18 protein-coding genes and 1 pseudogene are annotated in these 20,474 nt (G+C 51.0%); all 19 read left to right on the top strand.

Going from position 1 to position 20,474, the window contains the following annotated elements; genetic code table 11:
- On the top strand, positions 1-1,016 hold a 1,016-nt coding region (locus A372_RS35470), incomplete at its 5' end, for a polymorphic toxin-type HINT domain-containing protein (protein WP_026011056.1).
- 18 nt (positions 1,017-1,034) lie between these two features.
- The gene (locus A372_RS0113480) at positions 1,035-1,256 is read left to right on the top strand and encodes a hypothetical protein (protein WP_019421386.1); all 222 of its coding nucleotides are present in this window, start codon (positions 1,035-1,037) and stop codon (positions 1,254-1,256) included.
- A gap of 201 nt (positions 1,257-1,457) precedes the next feature.
- Positions 1,458-1,655, top strand: a pseudogene (locus A372_RS0113475) (RHS repeat-associated core domain-containing protein); the annotation flags it as partial.
- Positions 1,656-2,988: 1,333 nt separating this feature from the next.
- Positions 2,989-5,208 carry a hypothetical protein gene (locus A372_RS0113470; protein ID WP_019421384.1) on the top strand — a complete coding sequence of 740 codons (2,220 nt, stop codon included), beginning with the start codon at positions 2,989-2,991 and terminating at the stop codon, positions 5,206-5,208.
- Positions 5,209-5,261: 53 nt separating this feature from the next.
- Positions 5,262-6,455, top strand: a complete 1,194-nt coding sequence (locus A372_RS0113465; RefSeq protein ID WP_019421383.1) for a HEAT repeat domain-containing protein — start codon at positions 5,262-5,264, stop codon at positions 6,453-6,455.
- A 31-nt stretch (positions 6,456-6,486) separates the two neighbouring features.
- Positions 6,487-7,875, top strand: a complete 1,389-nt coding sequence (locus A372_RS0113460; protein ID WP_019421382.1) for a glycosyltransferase family 2 protein — start codon at positions 6,487-6,489, stop codon at positions 7,873-7,875.
- Between the two features lie 53 nt (positions 7,876-7,928).
- A complete protein-coding gene (locus A372_RS0113455; RefSeq protein WP_019421381.1) occupies positions 7,929-8,732 on the top strand; it encodes a response regulator in 804 nt (267 codons plus the stop codon).
- Positions 8,733-8,766: 34 nt separating this feature from the next.
- On the top strand, positions 8,767-10,134 hold the full coding sequence (locus A372_RS0113450; RefSeq protein WP_026011055.1) for a nucleotide sugar dehydrogenase: 1,368 nt from the start codon (positions 8,767-8,769) through the stop codon (positions 10,132-10,134).
- On the top strand, positions 10,127-11,062 hold the full coding sequence (locus A372_RS0113445; RefSeq protein ID WP_019421379.1) for a hypothetical protein: 936 nt from the start codon (positions 10,127-10,129) through the stop codon (positions 11,060-11,062). Before A372_RS0113450 ends, A372_RS0113445 begins: the two co-directional genes overlap by 8 nt.
- 290 nt (positions 11,063-11,352) lie before the next feature.
- Entirely contained in the window at positions 11,353-12,681 is a 1,329-nt protein-coding gene (locus tag A372_RS35465) for a hypothetical protein (RefSeq protein WP_019421378.1), read from the top strand.
- Positions 12,682-12,773: 92 nt separating this feature from the next.
- Positions 12,774-13,526 carry a ribosomal protein L7/L12 gene (locus A372_RS35460; protein WP_019421377.1) on the top strand — a complete coding sequence of 251 codons (753 nt, stop codon included), beginning with the start codon at positions 12,774-12,776 and terminating at the stop codon, positions 13,524-13,526.
- 51 nt (positions 13,527-13,577) lie between these two features.
- Positions 13,578-14,900 carry an SMI1/KNR4 family protein gene (locus tag A372_RS0113430; protein ID WP_019421376.1) on the top strand — a complete coding sequence of 441 codons (1,323 nt, stop codon included), beginning with the start codon at positions 13,578-13,580 and terminating at the stop codon, positions 14,898-14,900.
- Between the two features lie 100 nt (positions 14,901-15,000).
- Positions 15,001-15,324, top strand: coding sequence for a hypothetical protein (locus A372_RS0113425; protein WP_019421375.1), 324 nt, complete (start codon positions 15,001-15,003; stop codon positions 15,322-15,324).
- An 89-nt stretch (positions 15,325-15,413) separates the two neighbouring features.
- Positions 15,414-16,121 (top strand): B3/B4 domain-containing protein, encoded by a 708-nt coding sequence (locus A372_RS0113420; RefSeq protein ID WP_019421374.1) that lies wholly within the window; start codon positions 15,414-15,416, stop codon positions 16,119-16,121.
- A gap of 99 nt (positions 16,122-16,220) precedes the next feature.
- On the top strand, positions 16,221-17,222 hold the full coding sequence (gene uvsE / locus A372_RS0113415) for a UV DNA damage repair endonuclease UvsE (RefSeq protein ID WP_019421373.1): 1,002 nt from the start codon (positions 16,221-16,223) through the stop codon (positions 17,220-17,222).
- 121 nt (positions 17,223-17,343) lie between these two features.
- Positions 17,344-18,114, top strand: coding sequence for an enoyl-ACP reductase FabI (gene fabI / locus A372_RS0113410; RefSeq protein WP_019421372.1), 771 nt, complete (start codon positions 17,344-17,346; stop codon positions 18,112-18,114).
- A gap of 128 nt (positions 18,115-18,242) precedes the next feature.
- On the top strand, positions 18,243-19,067 hold the full coding sequence (locus A372_RS0113405; protein WP_019421371.1) for a sulfite exporter TauE/SafE family protein: 825 nt from the start codon (positions 18,243-18,245) through the stop codon (positions 19,065-19,067).
- 105 nt (positions 19,068-19,172) lie between these two features.
- Positions 19,173-20,030 (top strand): inositol monophosphatase family protein, encoded by an 858-nt coding sequence (locus A372_RS0113400; RefSeq protein WP_026011054.1) that lies wholly within the window; start codon positions 19,173-19,175, stop codon positions 20,028-20,030.
- 121 nt (positions 20,031-20,151) lie between these two features.
- Complete coding sequence (locus A372_RS0113395; protein WP_019421369.1) at positions 20,152-20,406, top strand: hypothetical protein; 255 nt, start codon at positions 20,152-20,154, stop codon at positions 20,404-20,406.
- The last annotated feature ends 68 nt before the right edge of the window (positions 20,407-20,474 follow it).

Genomic DNA, 20,474 nt, shown 5'->3' with positions numbered 1-20,474 from the left:
CGTATGAAGGGGAACTGACGAATCCGCTCAGTCTGAACCAATATACGTATGTAGAGAATAACCCGCTGACGAAGATCGATCCGACCGGGAACAACGCTTGGGATTTATGCATTGGCTCATTACTCTGTTTTTCAGCCGGAACGAAAGTGAAAACGGAACAAGGACTAAAACCGATTGAAGAGATTCAAGTGGGAGATAAAGTCCAAACGAGAAATGAGGAAACCGGGGAACTGGGTTACAACCCTGTAGAGGAATTGTTCCAAAGGGAAACGGATGAAACCTATCATGTAAAAGTGAATGGAACCACCATCATAACAACGGCAGAGCATCCATTTTGGGTAGCTGGCCAAGGTTGGGTCGAAGCACGTGATCTGAAGAAAGGGGACAAACTGGTCGATCTCGATGACCAAGAGGTTCCCATCGAGGACATTGACGTCAAGAAAGAACGGATCACGGTATATAATTTCAGAGTCCAAGGCATACACAACTATTTCGTAACGGACTTGAAGATATGGACGCACAATTGCGGCGGTCGTGACGGTGCACTGTCTGGAGGGAGAATTTCCTCTTCCGTTAGTGCCCCAAGAGTCGGAGGTGGAGGGGGTTACTCGAGCCCGGCGAATGTGAGTCGCGGACCTGTCGGAGCTAAGATAGAAATACCGAAAAGTGCAGAGCAATTTTATAAATCAGTTTTGGATAAAGGCTTAAAGTCTAATAAGGGTATAGGTAAACAAACGGCGACATCTAATAAAGGTAACAATTATAACGTTACCCCAAGTAACAATCATACAACAGTCACCCAAAATCCTGGATTTACTGGCAAGCCAAATTCAAGTGTTGATATTGTTGACCTTAAAACTGGAGAGATATTAACGAGAAGATGGTATGGGTCTGATGGAAAAGCAACAAGAGATGTAGACTATACCCATCATAAGAATCCTAAAACTCATCCAGAAGCACCACATGAACATACTTGGACTTATGATAAAAATGGTAATCCAAGTAGAAGTAAGTAAGGGAGGGAGAGATGAAAATTGGAGTACAGTGAACTTGTCCAACGAGTAGGGTGGGGCGAAGAGTTCCAGTTCTATTATCAAAATGAAGAATACTGGATTAGTACAAACAAAGAAGGATACTACTTAACAAGAGGGAAAGATAGTTTTACTCAGTCATTTCAGACAGCAGAGGAATTGTTTAAAGAAGGTCGAATCGATGGGGAAACTATATTAGAACTATGGGGATTAATTGAAATATAGTACATTGAGACCTTGATTGGCTTCGCGCCTTTCAAGGTTTTTCTTTTGGTGGGCTACCTAGTGCCCAATGAACCCATCATTCAACCAGTAACACATATAACCAAGGTAACACGGCTACAATAATTTCTTCATTACCTTTGTACACACATAAATTCTTGAACAATGTAACCTAATTAGCGCTATAGAGAGAAATTGCTCAATACGTACGATATCTGGGGCAATCCGCTGACGGAAGAAGAGCGGGTGCCAAATATTATTCGCTACTCGGGCGAGTATTGGGACAAGATGACGAATCTGCAATATTTGCGGACCAGATGGTATGATCCGAGTATCGGGCTGTTTAATAATGAGGATACGTATGAAGGGGAACTGACTAACCCGCTCAGTCTGAACAACTATTTGAAACGATAGAAATAGGGGGGAACCACTAATTTCTCCATGGCCAATAGCTCTACCCGCTGTACAGACCGTCGCTCAAGCTCTGGAGCAGGGCAGGACTGGGGTAATGGAAGCGAACATACTTTCACTGTATGCGCCATGGTAGTAACTAATCTGGTACTGTCAGACCCGAATGGGTTGCAAGGGCTCAACGTCCTACAGTACAAAAAGCGGGGGAACAATTGCCCGTCCTACATCAATTTTCCTCATCTGCACCACGTCATCTTTACCATTAAGAAACGTTTAAGCTCAAACTTTCCTTTAAACGTTGTCATTTAATAAGGCCTACATAGAGGTAGTATCATCAAGTGGATCAACACTTTACAAAAAAATAAAACCTCCGATTTCCTGGCTAAAACAAGAAACCAGTGCTGTACGTTGCAGTTGGAACCAAAACGGGAAAACATCCGCTAAACCACGTGCCCCAATTGCAAAAGTACATTTGTTTTGCCCATCAATTCCCCATTTTGGTGCTGGACCGCAATTGCATTTCAAAAGCCGAAAAAGCCGGATTTTAGCAAAAATTACTGCACAATTGCAGTTCGCCCCCCTCTATCCTTACGTGCCCCTGCCACTTAGAGGGAAAAGAAAATACCTCCTCCTCTACTATAGAAAGTGGGCCCAAATGAGCCTAATGGACACACCTGTTCCGCAAAAGGCACAGGGACTCGGCAGACTTTAGCATCAGCTATAACGCCTGCATGTGTCTAGCGGTCAAACACTGATTTTAAGATGGGTCTGATTCCTCGTTTGTAAGCGCACACAAACTAGACTATGAACATTGGCGTAAATAAGGGATGAGGCACTGCTACTCGGCCGTAGATCGTCACATAAAAATCTTGTAAACAAAAATAGTAAAAATATCCTATTTTGAAAGTTAATAATGTATTTATATGTCGAATGCATAATTGTGACCAAAGACCTGATATTCTAGGTATTTTTGGTAAATAGGTTACAAAGCCGAAACTTTTTGCAACACCTTGCGTCTAACTACAACAAGAAATCGAATAGAGAAAAAATCCTCTGCAGTACTCCACTTATCAAGCTGGATTGCCGAAAGTGAGCCGCTTGATTGCGGGCAAACTCTCACGCCCACATAAAATTTCATCAAAGGGAATTGGGTCCCAAATTCAAATCACGACTATATAACCATGTTATTCCAGTCGATTTAGTGGTTATTATTGGTTGTGTGGTGATGGTAATTGTTCTAGGAGGTGTTCTAACCCGCGTCTTTAACTATTTAGCGCGATGACTTATAGATTTCATAGAGAAAGGGTGGAATGGGAAAACACACATGAGCCGCAAGAGGAAATGGAACATTGTTGCTGTATCGTTTGTGCTCTTAATCGGCGTTTTTGCGGGAGGATTTTATTTACTGCAGGATTTTCTCTATCCGAAACCCATTGCTCTTGCTGACGCGAGCGGCATCAAGGTCAAATTCAAGACCGAGGGCGACCGCTTCATGGCATATGAGAAGGACGGGTTCAAGCCAATCTTCGTGAAAGGCGTCAATCTGGGAGCTACCGTACCAGGCTATTTCCCTGGCGAATTCCCGATTCAAGAGGACGACTATTTGCGATGGTTCGAGCAAATTCGCGATATGGGCGCTAACGTCATTCGCGTCTATACCGTGCATAAGCCGGTCTTTTATGAGGCGCTCGTTAAGTTTAACCGGGACAAGGGTGACCGCCCGCTCTATTTCATCCAGGGCATTTGGTCCCCGGAAGAACAGCTTATAGAATCGCAGGACGCTTATGTGCCCGAGATCCAACAGCAGTTCAAGCAGGAGATCGAGAAGGCGGTCCGCGCCGTCTATGGCGATCTGGAGCTGCCGGAATCGGCGGGTGTGGCAAGCGGGACCTATAAGGCTAATGCAGGAGACTACTTGATGGCGTGGCATCTCGGTACGGAGTGGGACCCGGTGATGGTGGACAACACGAACAACAAGCATCAGGCACTCAAGCCGTATGCAGGCACTTATTTCACCGCCGCGGCGCAAGCATCTCCATTCGAGAGCTGGTTAGCCGAGATGATCGACCATGCCGCCTCCATCGAGAATCGTTACGGATGGCAGCATCCGATGACGTTCACGAATTGGGTGACGACCGATGTCCTGACGCATCCGGGCGAACCGTTGTATCAGGAAGATTTGGCGAGTGTGGATGCAAGGCATATTGAGCCTGTGAAGTGGAATGCCGGTTACTTTGCCGCATACCATGTGTATCCGTATTACCCTGACTTCTTCCACTTGGACAAGTCACTGCAGACGCTGAAGGATGAGCAAGGTAAATTCAACACCTATAAAGCCTATCTGCGCCAACTTAAAGCCCAGTTCACAGATATGCCTGTCATGATTACGGAATATGGCGTCCCATCCTCGATAGGGGTATCTCACTTGGGAATGGGCGGCCGCAATCAAGGGGGGCATGATGAGCGGGAGCAAGGGCGCATCGATGCTTCGCTTACGCAGGACATTTACGATGAGGAGTTCGCTGGGGCTATCTTGTTCATGTGGCAGGACGAATGGTTCAAGAAGACATGGAACACGATGGATTATGAAATTCCGGACGACCGCCGCCCGTATTGGTTGAACGTATTGACCAATGAGAAGATGTTCGGTTTGCTCGGGATGTTTCCGAGTAAGGAGGACACCCTCGTTATAGACGGGGAGGCAGGCGATTGGGACCAATTGCCGGATAAAGTGCAGATCAAGACGGAGCTGCCGGGAATCCGGGAGATGTGGGCAGCTCACGATGAGGGGTATGTATACCTGTCGCTGCGGCTTGCCGAACCGTTCGATCCGAAGCGCAAGGCATTGTATATCGGTTCCAGCACGCTAGGCGGAGGCAACCGCAGCATGCCGGAGCTGCCGGGAATCACTTTGGACGAAGGACTTGAGACGCTAATCGTGCTCGGTCAAGACGAGGAGAGTGAAGTCCGCATCGCGTCCAACTACGATTTCCATAACCGGCTGTACGGACCATCGGGCTATTGGATGATAGAGCCGAAGCCGGAAGAGTTGGCACCTAATTCGGGACGGTTCAACCCGTGGAGATTAGCCGTCAGCTTGAAGATGGAGCCGCCGGATACGAGATCCGCGCATCCATTCGAAGATGTGACGGTCGGTAAATTGATTCGGGGGACGAATAATCCGAAGGATCCGAATTACAATTCTCTTGCTACCTGGCAGTACAAAGGTGATTTTGTGGAAATGCGCATCCCATGGATGCTGCTTGGGTTCGCGGATCCAAGTTCGAAGCAGGTCATCAGCTATAGTCCGCTTCAGGACAAACGGGTATTCAAGACGGAAACGACCGAAGGCATTCGCTTTCTGCCTTGGGTGTCAGAACGCAGTGCATCACAAGCAAAGAAAGACAAAGCAAAGGCATCTAAGCCATACGCACTACGCAATATCCCAGTATACCAATGGAATCAATGGGAAAAAGTTGGATATACAGAACGATTGAAACAAAGCTATGACGAGATGAAGCAGCTCTTTCACCGTCTTAACTAACTTTAGCGGCCAATGGCGCGCGACTTTAACCGATAAAAGGAGGCGAACGTCAAATGTTTTCCAATTTGGACCTTGCCGTAGCTTTCATTTACGTGTGTCTTGGCTTAATCGGATTCGGAGTGCTGATTTTGCTCACGATGAAAGCACGCAGCATTATATTGGAGCGGAAACGGGCAGCATTGCTGGAGAAGCATCAACCCTATTTCGTCTACTTGCAGCGGCATATCGTTGATCCAGACCCGTTCCAACCGCCTAAGGGACCACTTAGTCCATTAGAAACGCGAGTCATACAGGACAAGTTGATGGAGTGGATTGAAAAATTCCGGGGAGCACAGCGGCAGAAGCTGACCGCTCTGTGCGAGGACATGGACCTCGTGCAGCTGGATAGGAAACAACTTAGCAGTATGTTCTATGCGAAGCAAATGAAAGCAGCTTACCGTCTGGGGGGCATGAGATCCGCGCAGGCGGTTGAACCCTTGATTGAGCTGATGAAGCAGGAAAAAGACGGACCGCTACTGCACGTATTAGCCCGATCCGTTGCCAAGTGCGCGGAGCATCTAGACCAGCTGTATGTGATGTTGCAGCAGCTGACCCGTCACCGGAAAGGGAACTATTTGAATGCAGCCGAGGTGCTGGAGGAGACATCCCTTGATGTGACGCCGCTGCTCCTTCAATGCATGGAGGATCGGGATCACAATCTGGTGAAGACCGCATTGCTCGCTTTACGCGGACAGACAGGCGTCACTTTAACGCCTGCCCTGCTCCGACTTGCTGACAGTGACGACAAAGAAATACGTTCCCTTGCAGTTAAAATGCTTGTTCGTGCCGGCAATATCCTCCCGGAGGAAACCATCTGCTCATGGTTGACCGATCCGGAAGGGGAAATCCGTGCGGCTGTTGCAGAGTCGCTTGGACAATTCGGCTACGAAGGCAGCATACCTGCGCTGAAGCAAGCATTAACCGATTCTGACTGGTGGGTGCGCTATCACAGCGCGAAAAGCTTAGCCATGATGGGAGATGCAGGATTCCGAACGCTGTGTGAGGCAGCGCTGGAAAGAGATGACCCCTTCAAATCCGACATGGCCAAAGACCGTATTCATGAGGAGCTCCTGCGTGAGCATTTCTTCGCCAACCGGCGCAAGCAGATATCGGGCGCTCACACGAAACAGTCGCTGTACGAGCAATATTTCGGCCAAGCATCATCCGTACCAAACATTCGCGGCATAGGAGGCGATTATTCTGCTTAGAGATTTACTTCTCAACTACGGCTATTTCGCGATGTATTATGTCATCATCGTCAACACTATATATTTCGGCATTATGCTCTTTTCATTGAAGAGCGTCTTCTCCATTGTGCGGAGAAAACGATACGCGTTAAGCGGAAGCTTGGTGGGATCGGAGCACGTTCCGCCCGTATCCCTGCTCGTTCCGTCCTATAACGAAGAGCTGACTATTATTGAAAATGTCAGATCGTTGATGACGCTCAACTATCCGACCTATGAAGTCATCGTTATCAATGACGGATCCACGGATGAGACGATGAAGGTGCTTATCGACGAGTTCGAGCTGTTCCACATGGACAACTTGGCGGTTCGATATTCAGTTAATTGCACGAAGATTAAAGCAATCTATCACAATCCGGAATATCCGCATTTGTATGTCATCGACAAGCTGAACGGCGGTAAGGCGGACTCGCTGAATGCGGGCATTAATTTCTCGCATTATCCGCTCATCTCGTCGATTGATGCGGATTCCTTGCTGGAGAAAGATTCGCTCATTCAAATGGCAAATATGTATATGTCCAATCCCGAAGAATACGTCGCCATCGGCGGCAACGTGCGTATCGCCAACGGCTGCACGATTGAGAACGGCACAGTCAAGGAGGTTCGCCTGCCGAAGAAATGGTGGCCGATGTTTCAGACGTGCGAGTATTTAAAGGCGTTCCTCGGCGGACGCATCGGGTGGAGCGCGATTAACGGACTCATTATCGTATCCGGCGCATTCGGACTGTTCCGCAAAGACTACATTATTAAAGTCGGCGGTTACCGTGGCGGTTATCCGGGTGAAGACATGAACATCATCATCAAGCTGCACCGCTATATGCTAGAAAATAAATTGCCTTACCGCATTGCCTTCTGTCCGGAAGCTGTCTGCTGGACTCAGGCTCCGGACACGTATCATATTTTGTCCAATCAGCGCAAGCGCTGGGGACGGGGAAATCTGAAAAATATGATCGAGAATTATGATATGACGTTTCGTCCGAAGTACAAAGTATTCGGCATGCTGTCGCTCCCGTATACGATCATTTTTGAAGCGCTCAATCCGTACTTTAAAATTACGGGTCTGCTCTCTCTGATCGGCTACGCACTGTACGACATGACAAGCTGGAATATCGTCGGTGTGTTCCTGACGATCAACTTCTTGTCTGGGCTTCTGTTAGCTATCGGATCACTCTTGATCGAAGAAATCGCCTTTAAGCGTTACCCGAGAGTTAGCGACATGCTCCGCATGCTGGCCTTCAGCGTGCTCATGTTCTTCGGCTATCGCCAGCTCGGGAGCTTATGGCGGATTCAGGGACATATTCAATACTTTCAGAAGAACAACTCTTGGGGCGCAATGACCCGTCAAAGCTGGAAGGAAAAGAGCGAACAAGTGAAATCGGCCTAAAGGTCCATGTTCAACACTAACTTAGCGATAAGGAAAGGTGGTATTAACCGTTTATGCTGCACACTGCAGAACAGCAATCCGAATTCGTTCCGTCTTTTAAACAGACGGTGCATCATCTCTGTTCGAATGATCCCGAGCATCAATTAGGAATCATCTTCATTCATGCCGGTTCGATGGGCCGCGCGTGGGAGGGAGAAATAAGCAATTGGCTGAAGGCGGAGCGTACAATTTCATTCGAGTTGATGATCGATGATTCGCACCACCTGATTGCGATTATGCTGCGACGAGCAGCTCTTGATGAAACGCATTATTATGCGCTCCAGTTAAAGATGCTGCTTGAGCAGAAGTTTGCCGGCAAGCCGATTGTATGCGCAATTGCTGCCGTTGCTGATGCTGCGGAGATCGAAGAACTGATCGAGGGCCGCTTGGCCGAATTGACGGTCGGGGGCGCCTATTCCGATATCCGGGTTCTGCATGATGAGCTGCGGCCTATGGATGCCAGACGGATTCTAGTGGTCGACCATGATGAGAGCGTCCGGGAATTTCTGAACATATGGCTTACGATGAAGGGGTACGAAGTGTACGAAGCGGAAGATGCCTATTCCGCTTTGGACCGCATCCATTCCGAGCCGTTTGATCTCATATTAACCGAGTTGAATTTATATGGTATTAATGGCTTGCCGTTCATTTCTCACATTCAGAAGATGAATCTGAACCCTGCTCCGAAAATCGTCATTCTGTCCGAACAGCGGGTGGAGCAGACAATAGACTATTGCTATCAACAAGGCGTCAACGACTACATTACGAAGCCGTTCTCGCCCGTTGAATTAGATGAAAGACTCAGTCGTTGCTTCTAGACATAAAAAATAGAAAGTATGGAAGGTGGAACCTGTGAACATGTATGCTGCTAATTTGAAACATGCCATCGAACACAAAACGTCTGTCGTCGGAGTGATTGGTCTAGGTTATGTCGGTCTGCCGCTTGCTATCGAGATGTGCAAACAAGGATTTCAGGTGGTTGGGATCGACGTGGACCCTACAAAAGTTGAGAAGATTCATACAGGTCACTCTTATATTAAAGATGTGAGCGATGAAACCTTGATGGAATGCATGAACACAGGAAGATTGTTTGCTACGAGCGATTACAGCCATATTCAATTGCTGAACGCGGTCAGCATCTGCGTGCCTACTCCGCTGAGCGAGAATCAGGATCCAGACACTTCATATATTACGCAGGTTGTCGAACAGCTGAAGCGTTATATGAAAAAAGGGCTGATGATTACGCTGGAAAGCACGACGTATCCGGGAACGACGGAAGAGCTCATTCAGCGGGAAATCGAAGCGATCGGGTATCATGCGGGTGAGGATTTCTTCCTCTGCTTCTCGCCGGAACGTGTCGATCCGTCCAACGAAAAGTATAATACGTTCAATACGCCGAAAGTGATAGGCGGCGCGACGCCGGCGTGCTTGGAGCTTGGGACCGCTCTGTACGGACACATCGTGGAATCCGTCGTTCCGGTATCTTCCACGAAGGTGGCTGAAATGTCGAAGCTGCTGGAGAACACGTTCCGCAGCGTGAACATCGCATTCATTAATGAAATGGCGATGATGTGCGATCGGATGTGCATCGACATTTGGGAGGTCATCGATGCCGCTGCAACGAAGCCGTTCGGATTCATGCCGTTCTATCCTGGACCGGGCATCGGCGGACACTGCATCCCGCTTGATCCGATGTACTTGTCCTGGAAAGCGAAGGGCTTCCGTTTCTACAGCAAGTTTATCGATATCGCCCAAGCGACCAATGCCAATATGCCGTACCATGTTATGGAGAAAACATCCCGGATACTGAACGAAGGCTCAAAATCGCTTAGAAATTCGAAAATATTAATTCTCGGCATGGCCTACAAACCGAATATCGATGATTTGCGGGAATCCCCGGGTCTTGAAATCTATGAGTTGTTTAAGGCGAGCGGTGCTCAAGTCGATTATTACGATCCGCATGCGATTCACTTTAAAAATAAGACAGGCAAGACGGTGTGCACAATCGATTACAACCTGCCAACCTTCAAAACGTATGACTGCATGGTGCTGATTACGAATCATCAATCGTTTGATTATGAAGAACTCGCTGATTTGAATATCCCGATTTTGGATACTCGTAACGCTTTCAAAGGTATTAAACGACCGAACATTTACAAGTTGGGTTATACGGCGCAGACAAGCTCCAATGAAGAATGGGAAGAGGCTGTTCTTGTCTAATAAAGACAAAGTCTCCGTGCGCCCGAGCGCGCGGGTAATAAAGCGTTACACCCGGTTCAGACATAAGCGATGGACTACACTCATTCTGTTACTGTGCTTCTTTGCAGTCACGCCGCTGCTGTTCTACTCCGCGGGAGCGAAGCAGACAAAAGCGACATGGCTCTGGGACACCGAATGGATTCGGGACGCCCCGGATGAGGTCATATCCTTCAGCAAAGACAATCAAGTCAATTTAATATTCGTGCAGATAAGCACTGACGTGAGGGAGGTGGAATACCGTCAATTTATTCGAAAAGCGCACGAGGCTGGCATTGACGTTCACGCTTTAAAAGGGAGTCCGGAGTGGGCGCGGGCCGATAAGCAGGAGGAGGGCACGGAATTCATCCGTTGGGTTGCCAATTACAATGAACAAGCCGGGCCGAAAGAGCAGTTTACAGGTGTCCATCTCGATGTGGAACCGTATCTGCTGCGAGGCTGGAAGGGGGATCAAAGCCGGATTGTGCGCGAATGGTCGCACAATATGACCCGCTGGCTGAGCGAGGCCCGTGCAGCAGGCTTGTACATTGCGGCAGACGTTCCTTTCTGGCTTCATCGCATTGAAGCGTCAGAAGGCGGAGGCAGCCTCAGCGGATGGATGCTTGAGCGCTTCGATTCGCTTACCATTATGGCCTACCGGGATCATTCGGATTCCATTTACGATTTAGCAATCGATATGCTCGCAGAAGCAGAAAGTGCGAACAAGAAGATTCTGATCGGCGTTGAGCTTGGACCGACGGACGAGGGCGACTTCGTTACCTTTCATAGCAAGTCCGTGAACTATTTTGAAGAACATTTGCAGGAGGTAGGGCGGCAAAGTGTCGACCATCCGTCTTACGGAGGGGTTGCCGTGCATCACCTGCGAGCTTGGTACGAAAAAGTGAATCCTTAATGAACGGAACGGAGCGGCTCAGCCGCTCCGTTTTGTTGTTTCGTGCGGTCAGGTAGCGGATATTCTCTGAGGCAGTGCTCGAGCTCACGTAAAGGTATGTTCTTTCTCAGACACCCTTTGTCCATTCTCCACAACACTCAGAATTTGCGATTGGTTGAAGCACCGATGTATACAGCTTTACACGCTTGCCGCCGAATATAAGGTAAGAAAGGGGCAAGTTGCGTGGAATGGACAGCGGGTTGTCGGGGCCTTACAATTTAATTAGGGAAGAAAAAAGGAGGGTGAACGGGTTGAAGGATGGAAGCATGACTCCTTATGTAGATCAATTAGTAGAGGCTTTTCTGCAGGAAAGGGCATCCCAAGCCGTATTCGAGCAGTTATTTGCCATTTCTAGCTGTGATCCGAAGCAAATATCCGTGTTCGTTATCGCGTTCATGGAGCGGATATCTGAAGGTTCGACTGTGCTCGGCACGGCTTTCGGCCTGCTCGCTATGGAGAATTGGGATGAAGTCATCCAGGCAGCCATGAAACATTTACGGTCGAACCCTGCTCATGAGGGCGCAGCGGATGCGATCGCCTATGCCAGCCTGCAATGTCCGGACAAGCTGTCGTCCTATGTTGAAGAGCTGTTCCGATTGCAGCCGAATGAAAACGCTTATTATAGCGCATGGTTCTGCAGGGCTGCCCATGAGAAGGACATCGAACAATGGATACATACATTACACGATGCGGAAGTGAACGATCCGGCATTCGGCCACAGCTTGAATGCGCTGCTGGAAGCACGAACCGAGCCGGCGCTCCGTGCGGTCATCGAGCGGATCGAACGGCTGCACCGAGATGGCAGCCAGGCGGAGGCCGTCCGGTACCCGTTAGACTTGCTGCTTGAGGAAGCCGGTTACCGGCTCGCCGAAGGGGAGCTTGAACAACTGCACGGGAATATGGCCTATCATCTTGTATTTCGGCCGGAAGACTTCACCGCAGAACGTCCGGTATGGTTTGCGCGGGAACAGCATCCTACGTGGGGCTTGTCTCCCGCCACTCCGGCGGCAGACGACCGGAACGAGACGGCCATGTTCGGAGGCCGCCTCGCCGCCCCATGCTCCGTATGCGGTCAGCCGATTCATCGTCTATTGACACTCGAACGCATACCGGACGGCGTCCCGATTGCCTCATTGTCTCGTATTACGCTTGGAGTATGCTTGTCGTGCCTAGGCTGGGAGGAAGGTGAGTTGTTCTGCGTTCATGATGAGCAAGGCGAGCCGTACCCGCATCCTAGTGCGGCTGGAACGGAGCCGCAGGAGCCGCAATTTCCAGCCGAAGCGCTGCGGGATGCAATGATCAAGCTTGTGCCGGCATCAGGCCGCTGGCAGACGCAGGATTGGGCGCTATCGAATAGCCGGGAGAACCTGAACCGTCTCGGCGGAATGCCGTCATGGATTCAAGGGGCCGATTATTTGCACTGCCCGCACTGCAGCGAGAAGATGGCCTTCATCGCCCAACTCGATTCCGATCTGCCGACGTCTGACGGTGAGGAATGGATGTGGGGCAGCGGCGGCATAGCCTATATGTTCTGGTGCGACGGTTGCCGAGTCAGCGGCTATAGGTGGCAGTGCACATGACCATTTAATGGTCCAACTGACTTTAGTATGAGTGGGATTGATGTGGTGTGTAGAAGTCGGTTGCAGCAAGATGTTGCGAGGAGAGTGAAGAGATGGTGCTGAACATACCGCTGGACTTGCGGGAATTGCTTGACCGGAGCGTGCTTTGTTCCCCGGCTGCGGCGTATATCCCATTTTCACTGGCGAATATCGCAGATATTGAGAGCTACCAGCTCGGCTATCGAATAGATGGGCTTGCGGGGGAAGATCTGACCGGCTGGGAAGAGGGGGAATGGCTGCCTTCATGGCTCGTCATCGGGCAATGGGACGGGGATCCGTACTTTGTTGATATGACGGAAGGCGAAGCGGACTATCCCATTTATACTTCTGTGCATGGAGAAGGCTCTTGGGAAGCGGAGGAGTTCGGCTGCACTTTTGTGGAGTGGATTCGGACGTTGGAATGCTTGCTCGTCGAGGCGAAGCGTCAGGCAGCAACGGATATAGAACAGATTCATGCGCAACGGAGCAGCTTCGATATTTCGCGTTCATTCTTGGAGGAATGGCTGGAGAGCCTTCTCGAATGGGCGCAGTGCAGCGCGGAGGAACGGCCGCCGCTGGAACTGGACTTCCGGACATATCAGCTCGTGCTGACCGATGCCGGTCCGAACCGGATCAAGGTGCTGAAGATAGTGCGGGAACGACTGCAGCTAGCGCCGACGGCGGCGAAGGAACTGCTGGAGCGCGAGGAAGATCTGGTCATCGGCACAGGGACTAAGGAAGATCTGCAGCCATTGCGAGATTTACTGGAAGAACATGGGGCGAAGTCTGCATATCAGCTGGCGGATGCAGATATCGAGATGCCGTAAAGCCGTCTGCGCGCCGATTGATGATAGTTGGGGAAATGGAGGAGGAGAACAGTGGAACAAGTCATGCAGGCATGGGTTGAACGATGGGGAGCATTGATGAAGCGGCTTGAGCAGCAAGGTGCGCGGGTGCATCCGTTAGAAGTTCAGCCCCCAGCCACGGAGGCGGAGCTTGTGGAAGTAGAGGAACGAATAGGCATTCCGATCCCGTCCGTGTTCCGCACATTGTTGCAGCAGGGGACGAAGGAAGTCGGGATGTACTGGTCGCTGCCGAATGCGGCGATGCTTCCTGACGAGCTCGAGTATACGCCCTCCGGCGACTTCGGCTGGAGCTTAAAACAGCTCGACTGGCCTTATTTCGGCGGTGACGAGGATGACCCGGATGAACGGCGTTATTTGCAATTTCATACGGCTGGCAACGGGGATGCGCTGCTTATCGGTCTGGATGACGGGGCGGCGGATCCATCGGTATGGTATTGGAGCCATGAGGAGGGGGAGTTCGACCTGATGGCCCCGAGCTTTACCGAATATGTGGAGCGGGTGACGTCCCTCGGCTGTATCGGCGCGGACTGCGGACAGCACCGGCAATTTTGCAGCGAAGGCGGCCTGGACTTGGGCTGCTCCACCGCGCAAATATGGTCAACTTGGCTCGATGTCTTCTTGACGCTGACGCTAGAGCAGTCGGCCGCCAGTCTGGAATCGCTGCTCGCCTATGCCTCGATGCATGGGGCAGAGGAGCAGGCCGTCAAGGATGCGTTCGCGCGGTTTGACCGAACCGCAGTGTTTGACGCTTTGCAATCCAGGGTGGAGCATGCGCAGCAGTCGGATCACAAGCAAGCCTGGAGTGAAGTCATTGTGCATGTATCGGCTGCAGAGGCTGCGGACTGGGCAAGATCGCTTTGGCACGGCAACGAGGCGGTTCCCGGTTGGATTCGGGACTATTTGACAGCGCATTGTCTGCCTGAGGAGGAAGGCTTGCCGCTCGTCATTCGAGAAGTGGAGAGCGAAGAGGCAGATGGTTCCGTACATCCTTATACAGCTCTTCATCGCTTGCGGCATTTCCGCAGCAGCGCGATCATTAGCTGGATGAAGCCTCATGTTGCCTTCCCGATCGGCGGTTGGGACTCGCTCTTGGCCGTATCGCAGCCAAGCGCAGAGGAATTGATAGTGTGGCTGAATGGAAGCGACGCCGAGCGGCAGACGGCGCTGCATGCCGTCTGCCACATGATGAAGCAGCAGATCGTTCCCGTCACTCGGATAGATGCGGCGGAATGGGAGCAGGTATTGTCAGAATGGAGAGACAAGGAAATATTGCGGAACAACAAGCGGGTTTTTGATGAAGTCATCTCGAAGCTGGACGACTGGCACGCTTCCTGATGACAGGGGAGAGTGGCTATAGGCAACAAGAGGCATAGTTGCCAGACATCCAGTATTCGTGGTTCAATAAAGAATAGAACGAAGCAAAGGAGCGAGTCACATGGGATTTCAGACCGAGTTCAATTCCGTTTGCAAGTTTAAGACCGAACAGGAGCTGCATGAGCTGCTCGAATATGGCCGCGGCAAGATGACGAAGCAGGGCTTTCGCGTGTTCCCTGCAGGCCAGAAGGTAATTGCGTATACGCCGGACAATACGGCGGTCGCGATTGTCAAAATTGTGGCCTCCATTGCTGAGATTAACTTTCAGGGCGAAGAAGTGACCGAAGTAGAGATGGAGCTTATCCGCAAGCTGAATGAAGAAGAATCCCGGGTACAGACCGCGCTGGCGCACGAGATGTTCTTCGGAGACCCGAACCGGAAATAAATGATCGTCACGGAAGCACCGGAAGCCGGATTGGCAGAAGGGGCTTCTTTTGCATTCATTTACATTACGCCATAGGAGGTTGTAAACATATGAAATTTACCGTATCTGAACAAGTATTCGAGGCATTGCCGCATGTATGCTTTGGTATCGTTGTTGCTAAAGGAATTGACAACACGAAGGTCTACCCTGAAATCGAGCAGCGTCTGCAGCAGAGTATCGCTGAAGTGGAAGCGAAGTTCGAAGACGTCCGTGCCAAGCAATCGGAAGAGATCGCGCCGTACCGCGATGCGTTTCAGACGCTTGGTTTCAATCCGAACAAGTTCATGAGCTCGATTGAAGCAATGGCATCGCGCATTGAGAAGAAGAAAGGCTTTCCTAGCATTAATCCGGCAGTCGATCTGGGCAATGCCATCTCCTTGAAATATCTCGTTCCGATGGGGGCGCACAATATGGAGCAAGCGGAAGAGGACATTTGCGTGCGCTTCGCCAAGGCGGATGATACGTTCGTGCCGTTCGGTCTTGGACAAACGGAAGCGGAATCGCCAGATGACGGGGAACTGGTCTATGCCGTGGGCGATCAGATTAAGACCCGCCGTTGGATCTGGCGGCAAAGTGAGCTAGGCAAGATTACTTCAGACAGCCGCCACATCTTCTTTCCGATTGACGGGTTCATGGGCCGTAATGACGCTCAGGTTGCCGGCGCAAGAGCAGAGCTGGCAGAGTGGCTTCAAGCGCAATTTGGCTGTGCGGTTCTAACCGGATGGGTGGACCGCAATAATCGGGAAATGGAGCTGTAGGCGCACTCGACGAACATAAGTCAGGCTAAGCACTCCTTATAATGGTTACGATAAGGAAGAATATGGCGCGAAGGCGCTGAAAAAGGAGTCTGATGGTACGTGCTTGTGCGCTTCGGCTATGTGGCAATGTCGATGACGGTGCAGAATGCGTCCCCGTCCCGTACGATGACGTATGCGAATTTCAATAAACTTTACGACCGGGATGCCGGACTCCGGCGCTTGGAGCGGCTGGCGGAGGCGAATCTGCATAACACGCTGCGCCTGTTGAAGCATAACCGCGCGCATGACATTCAGGTGTATCGTTTCTCTTCGAAGCTCATTCCATTATCCACCCATGAAGCCTTGATGGATTGGGACCCATTTCCTGCACTCGCCGAGGCATTTTCCGCAATCGGGGCCTACGTCAATAAGCATAGAATGAGAGTATCCTTCCATCCGGATCATTTCACCGTCCTCAGCACGCCGCGTGAGGAAGTGCTGCGGAAATCTGTAATCGACCTGGAATATCACCTTCGGATGCTGGAAGCGATGGGGCTTGATGCGCGCGCGAAGAACAACATTCACATCGGCGGCGCATACGGCGATAAGCAGACAGCGGGCGAACGCTTCATGGTGAACTTTCGGATGCTGCCGGAAGCGATTGCGTGTCGCATGACACTGGAGAATGACGACAAGACGTTCAATGCGCTGGAGACGTTGGCGATTTGCGAGGAGCTCAGCGTGCCGATGGTGCTCGATATCCATCATCAATGGGTGAACAATGAAGGCGAGAATACTGCAGATCTATGGCCGCGCATCGCGCGGACGTGGGAGACAAAGTACGGACAGGCGGATGCGTCTAAGCAAGATCCGTTGCCGCCGAAGATTCATGTGTCGAGCCCGAAGAGTGAGAAGGATATACGAGGGCATGCGGATTATGTCGAAGTTAAGCCGCTGCTCGAGTTTTTGCGAGCTGCCGCGAGGTATACGGAGCGGCTGGATGTCATGCTGGAGGCGAAGCGGAAGGACGATGCGTTGCTGAAGCTGATGCAGGATTTGGAGGCTTATGCGGGTGAAGGGGTAACCCTGATGAATCAGGCGAGCGTCCATATCGATCCTTAATGGACTTGCTACTTGAAAATCAAGCGAAAATACGATACGTTGGACAAAGAACGTTTACCTCATTCTTTTCATTCTGCAATGAAATGGAAGAATGTGTGTCGGCGAGAGGAGGAATAATACGATGACTCAATTACTTGAGGGTAAAAATATCGTCGTTATGGGCGTCGCGAACGACCGCAGCATCGCATGGGCGATTGCACAATCGTTAGCCGCTCAGGGTGCGAGATTGGCATTTACATACGAGAGCGAACGTGTAGAAGGACGGGTTCGCAAGCTGGCGGAGACCATTCCGAATTCGGTCATTCTTCCATGTAATGTTACGGTGGATGCAGAAATTGAAGGCTTGGCAGCTCGATTGCGCGATGAGTTCGGCACACTGCACGGATTAGTACATAGCATTGCATTCGCCAAGACGGAAGAATTGGAAGGAATGTATGCAGACACTTCCCGTGAAGGATTTGCCTTGGCGCATGATATTAGCGCGTATTCCTTGGTTGCTGTTGCGCAGCGCTTGCATCCGCTGATGACCGAGGGCGGAAGCATCATGACGATGACATACCTCGGCGCAGAACGCGCAATGAAGAACTACAACGTCATGGGTGTCGCGAAAGCGGCGCTGGAAGCTTCGGTCCGCTACTTAGCGGCCGATCTGGGACAACACAATATCCGCGTCAACGCGATTTCGGCAGGTCCTATCCGCACGTTAGCTGCGAAGGGCATCAGCGATTTCAACTCTATCCTGAGACAGGTAGAGGAGAAAGCACCGCTGCGCCGCACGACGGAGACGGCGGAAGTAGGGGACACAGCGATGTTCCTGATGAGCTCGTTGTCCCGCGGGATTACGGGTGAAGTCATTTATGTAGACAGCGGATACCATATTATCGGCGTTTAACTAGACGCGCATAATATGCGAGACGTTGTACAAGCGTCCGCCTTGTCATGCGCATTTCTTCGACAGAATGAATGCACGTGGCAAGGCGTTTTTGTCATCTTCTATATTGTGAAAGTAGGAACGAAAACATGATAGGCACGATATTGTTCCTCGCGCTGATTGGTCTCGTGGCCGCAACCTTTGGCAGCCTTGTCGGCCTGGGCGGCGGCATCATCATCGTGCCGGGACTTATCTTTCTCGGTCCCCATCTGCTCGGGGGCCCCGTCTCCTCGCAGACAGCAGTTGGCACTTCACTCGCGGTTCTTATATTTACGGCATGCTCTTCGACTCTGGCCTATATGAAAGTGAAACGCGTCGATTGGCGCAGCGGTGCAGTCTATTTCATAACGAGTGGACCGGCTTCCATGCTTGGCGCGGCGTTGACCGAGTATTTCAATGACAACGTATTTAATCTTGCGTTCGGATTTTTTATGCTTGCCATGGCCATCCTCATGATGATAAAAGAGCGGTTGAAGCCGTTCGACATCTCGTGGCGAGAGACGCGCGCCATGATGGACGCCTCGGGTCAGGTGGAGGAGTATGGTTACAGCTTAGTGCCCATGCTATTTATCGGTTTTGCAGTCGGGTTCATTTCCGGGCTGTTCGGCATCGGCGGGGGTTCGTTGTTTGTTCCTTTAATGGTGCTTCTATTCCGGTATCCGGCTCATATTGCCTCAGCCACGTCCATGTTCGTTATTTTTCTCTCATCTATCTTGGGCACAAGCGTGCATGCTTGGAACGGTTCCGTTGATTGGACACTCGTGGCAATACTCGCGCCAAGCGCATGGCTCGGCGGACGAATCGGGGCGGCGCTCGCCAATCGGATGACTGGACGCGGGCTTCTGCTGCTGCTGCGCATCACGCTGTTCGTATTGGCGGTGCGTATGATTATGAGCGGCTTGGTGGCCGAATGACGGTTTTTGCGCTTACAAGGATATTCGAACGAAACTTCACTATAGAAATGACGTATAGTTAAGGAAGTATGATTACCATTTTTTACAGAAAGTAGCGTGAATGCCTTGAGCACTTCGGACAAGACTCCTTATGTTGTCACAAGTAAGAGTTACACCGCGGTAGCGGTCAATTGTGCTGCTAAGACGGGTGAATGGATTAAGAGCAGATTAGGTCAACACAAGTCACTCCACATAAAATCTTCCCTGCATGACTTGGTTACGGAAGTCGACAAGGGTGCAGAGCAAATGATACGTAAATTGATTTTGACACATTTTCCGCAGCACGTCATTTTGGGGGAAGAAAGCGTAGAGCCGGGAAGCGAAGCTTCCAAGCGCGCGTTGGAACAAGCCCAAGAAGAAGAATATTTGTGGGTCGTCGATCCGTTGGATGGGACGACGAACTTCGTACACGGCTTCCCATTCTATTCCGTATCGATTGCGTTGGCCCATCGCGGCGAAGTTATCGTCGGCATTGTATATGATCCGATGCGGGACGAACTGTTCGTTGCGGAGAAGGGGAAGGGGGCTTACGTGCACGGGAACCGCATGCAGGCAGCTCCGGAGAGCAAGCTGTCTGAGAGCCTGCTGGCAAGCGGCTTCCCTACGGAACGCGATCGGGCGCTGCCTGGCAACTTGGCAGGGATCAACGCCTTGGCCCCGCAGGTGCGCAACATACGTACCGCAGGATCGGCTGCACTGCATATGGCATACGTTGCAGCAGGAAGATTAACGGGCTTCTGGGAGTTGAATCTGAACGCTTGGGATTTGGCGGCGGGCAGTCTGCTTATTTCCGAATCTGGCGGCCGGATTACGGACACGTTCGGCAAGCCGTATCACTTGGGCGTGCGCGATGTGGTCGCTTCCAACGGGCTTATTCATGACGCTTTTATCGGCGCGCTGAAGGATGGAAATGCGCAAGGATAAGAAGCAACATTCTTCACACGTGCTATGGTGCGGTCATGCCCGGCTTCGAGACCTTTTCGTGGCATGAATGAGCTTGGTCAAGCCCATACTAACGCCAAAGCGTATGAAGGAGGAGGCTTCCATGCCTGAACGAGAAGAACGAAAACGTCTAGAGGCGGAATTGAGCGGCTTTCTGACTGAAGGGGAGATGGAGACGGAAGATCAGGATGCAGCGGTGAGACGGCGCCTAGCGCCCCGAACCGAAATTCGCATCCAGACGTCCATCGATCCGATCGTGGAAGAGACGGCGCGATACCGCAAGATGGCCAAGGAAGTGGATAACCGTTATGACGGTTATTTATCGCGGGTGAACGATAAGAAGAAGACAGAAGAATAACCGTCAAAGACGGAGCATAAGCATATGAGCCGGCCCTTAAGGGCCGGCTTTTTTAAAAGATATGAAGC

Source organism: Paenibacillus sp. OSY-SE (assembly GCF_000283315.1).
Lineage (GTDB): Bacteria > Bacillota > Bacilli > Paenibacillales > Paenibacillaceae > Paenibacillus_B > Paenibacillus_B profundus.
This window is presented reverse-complemented; position numbering and strand designations above follow the sequence as displayed.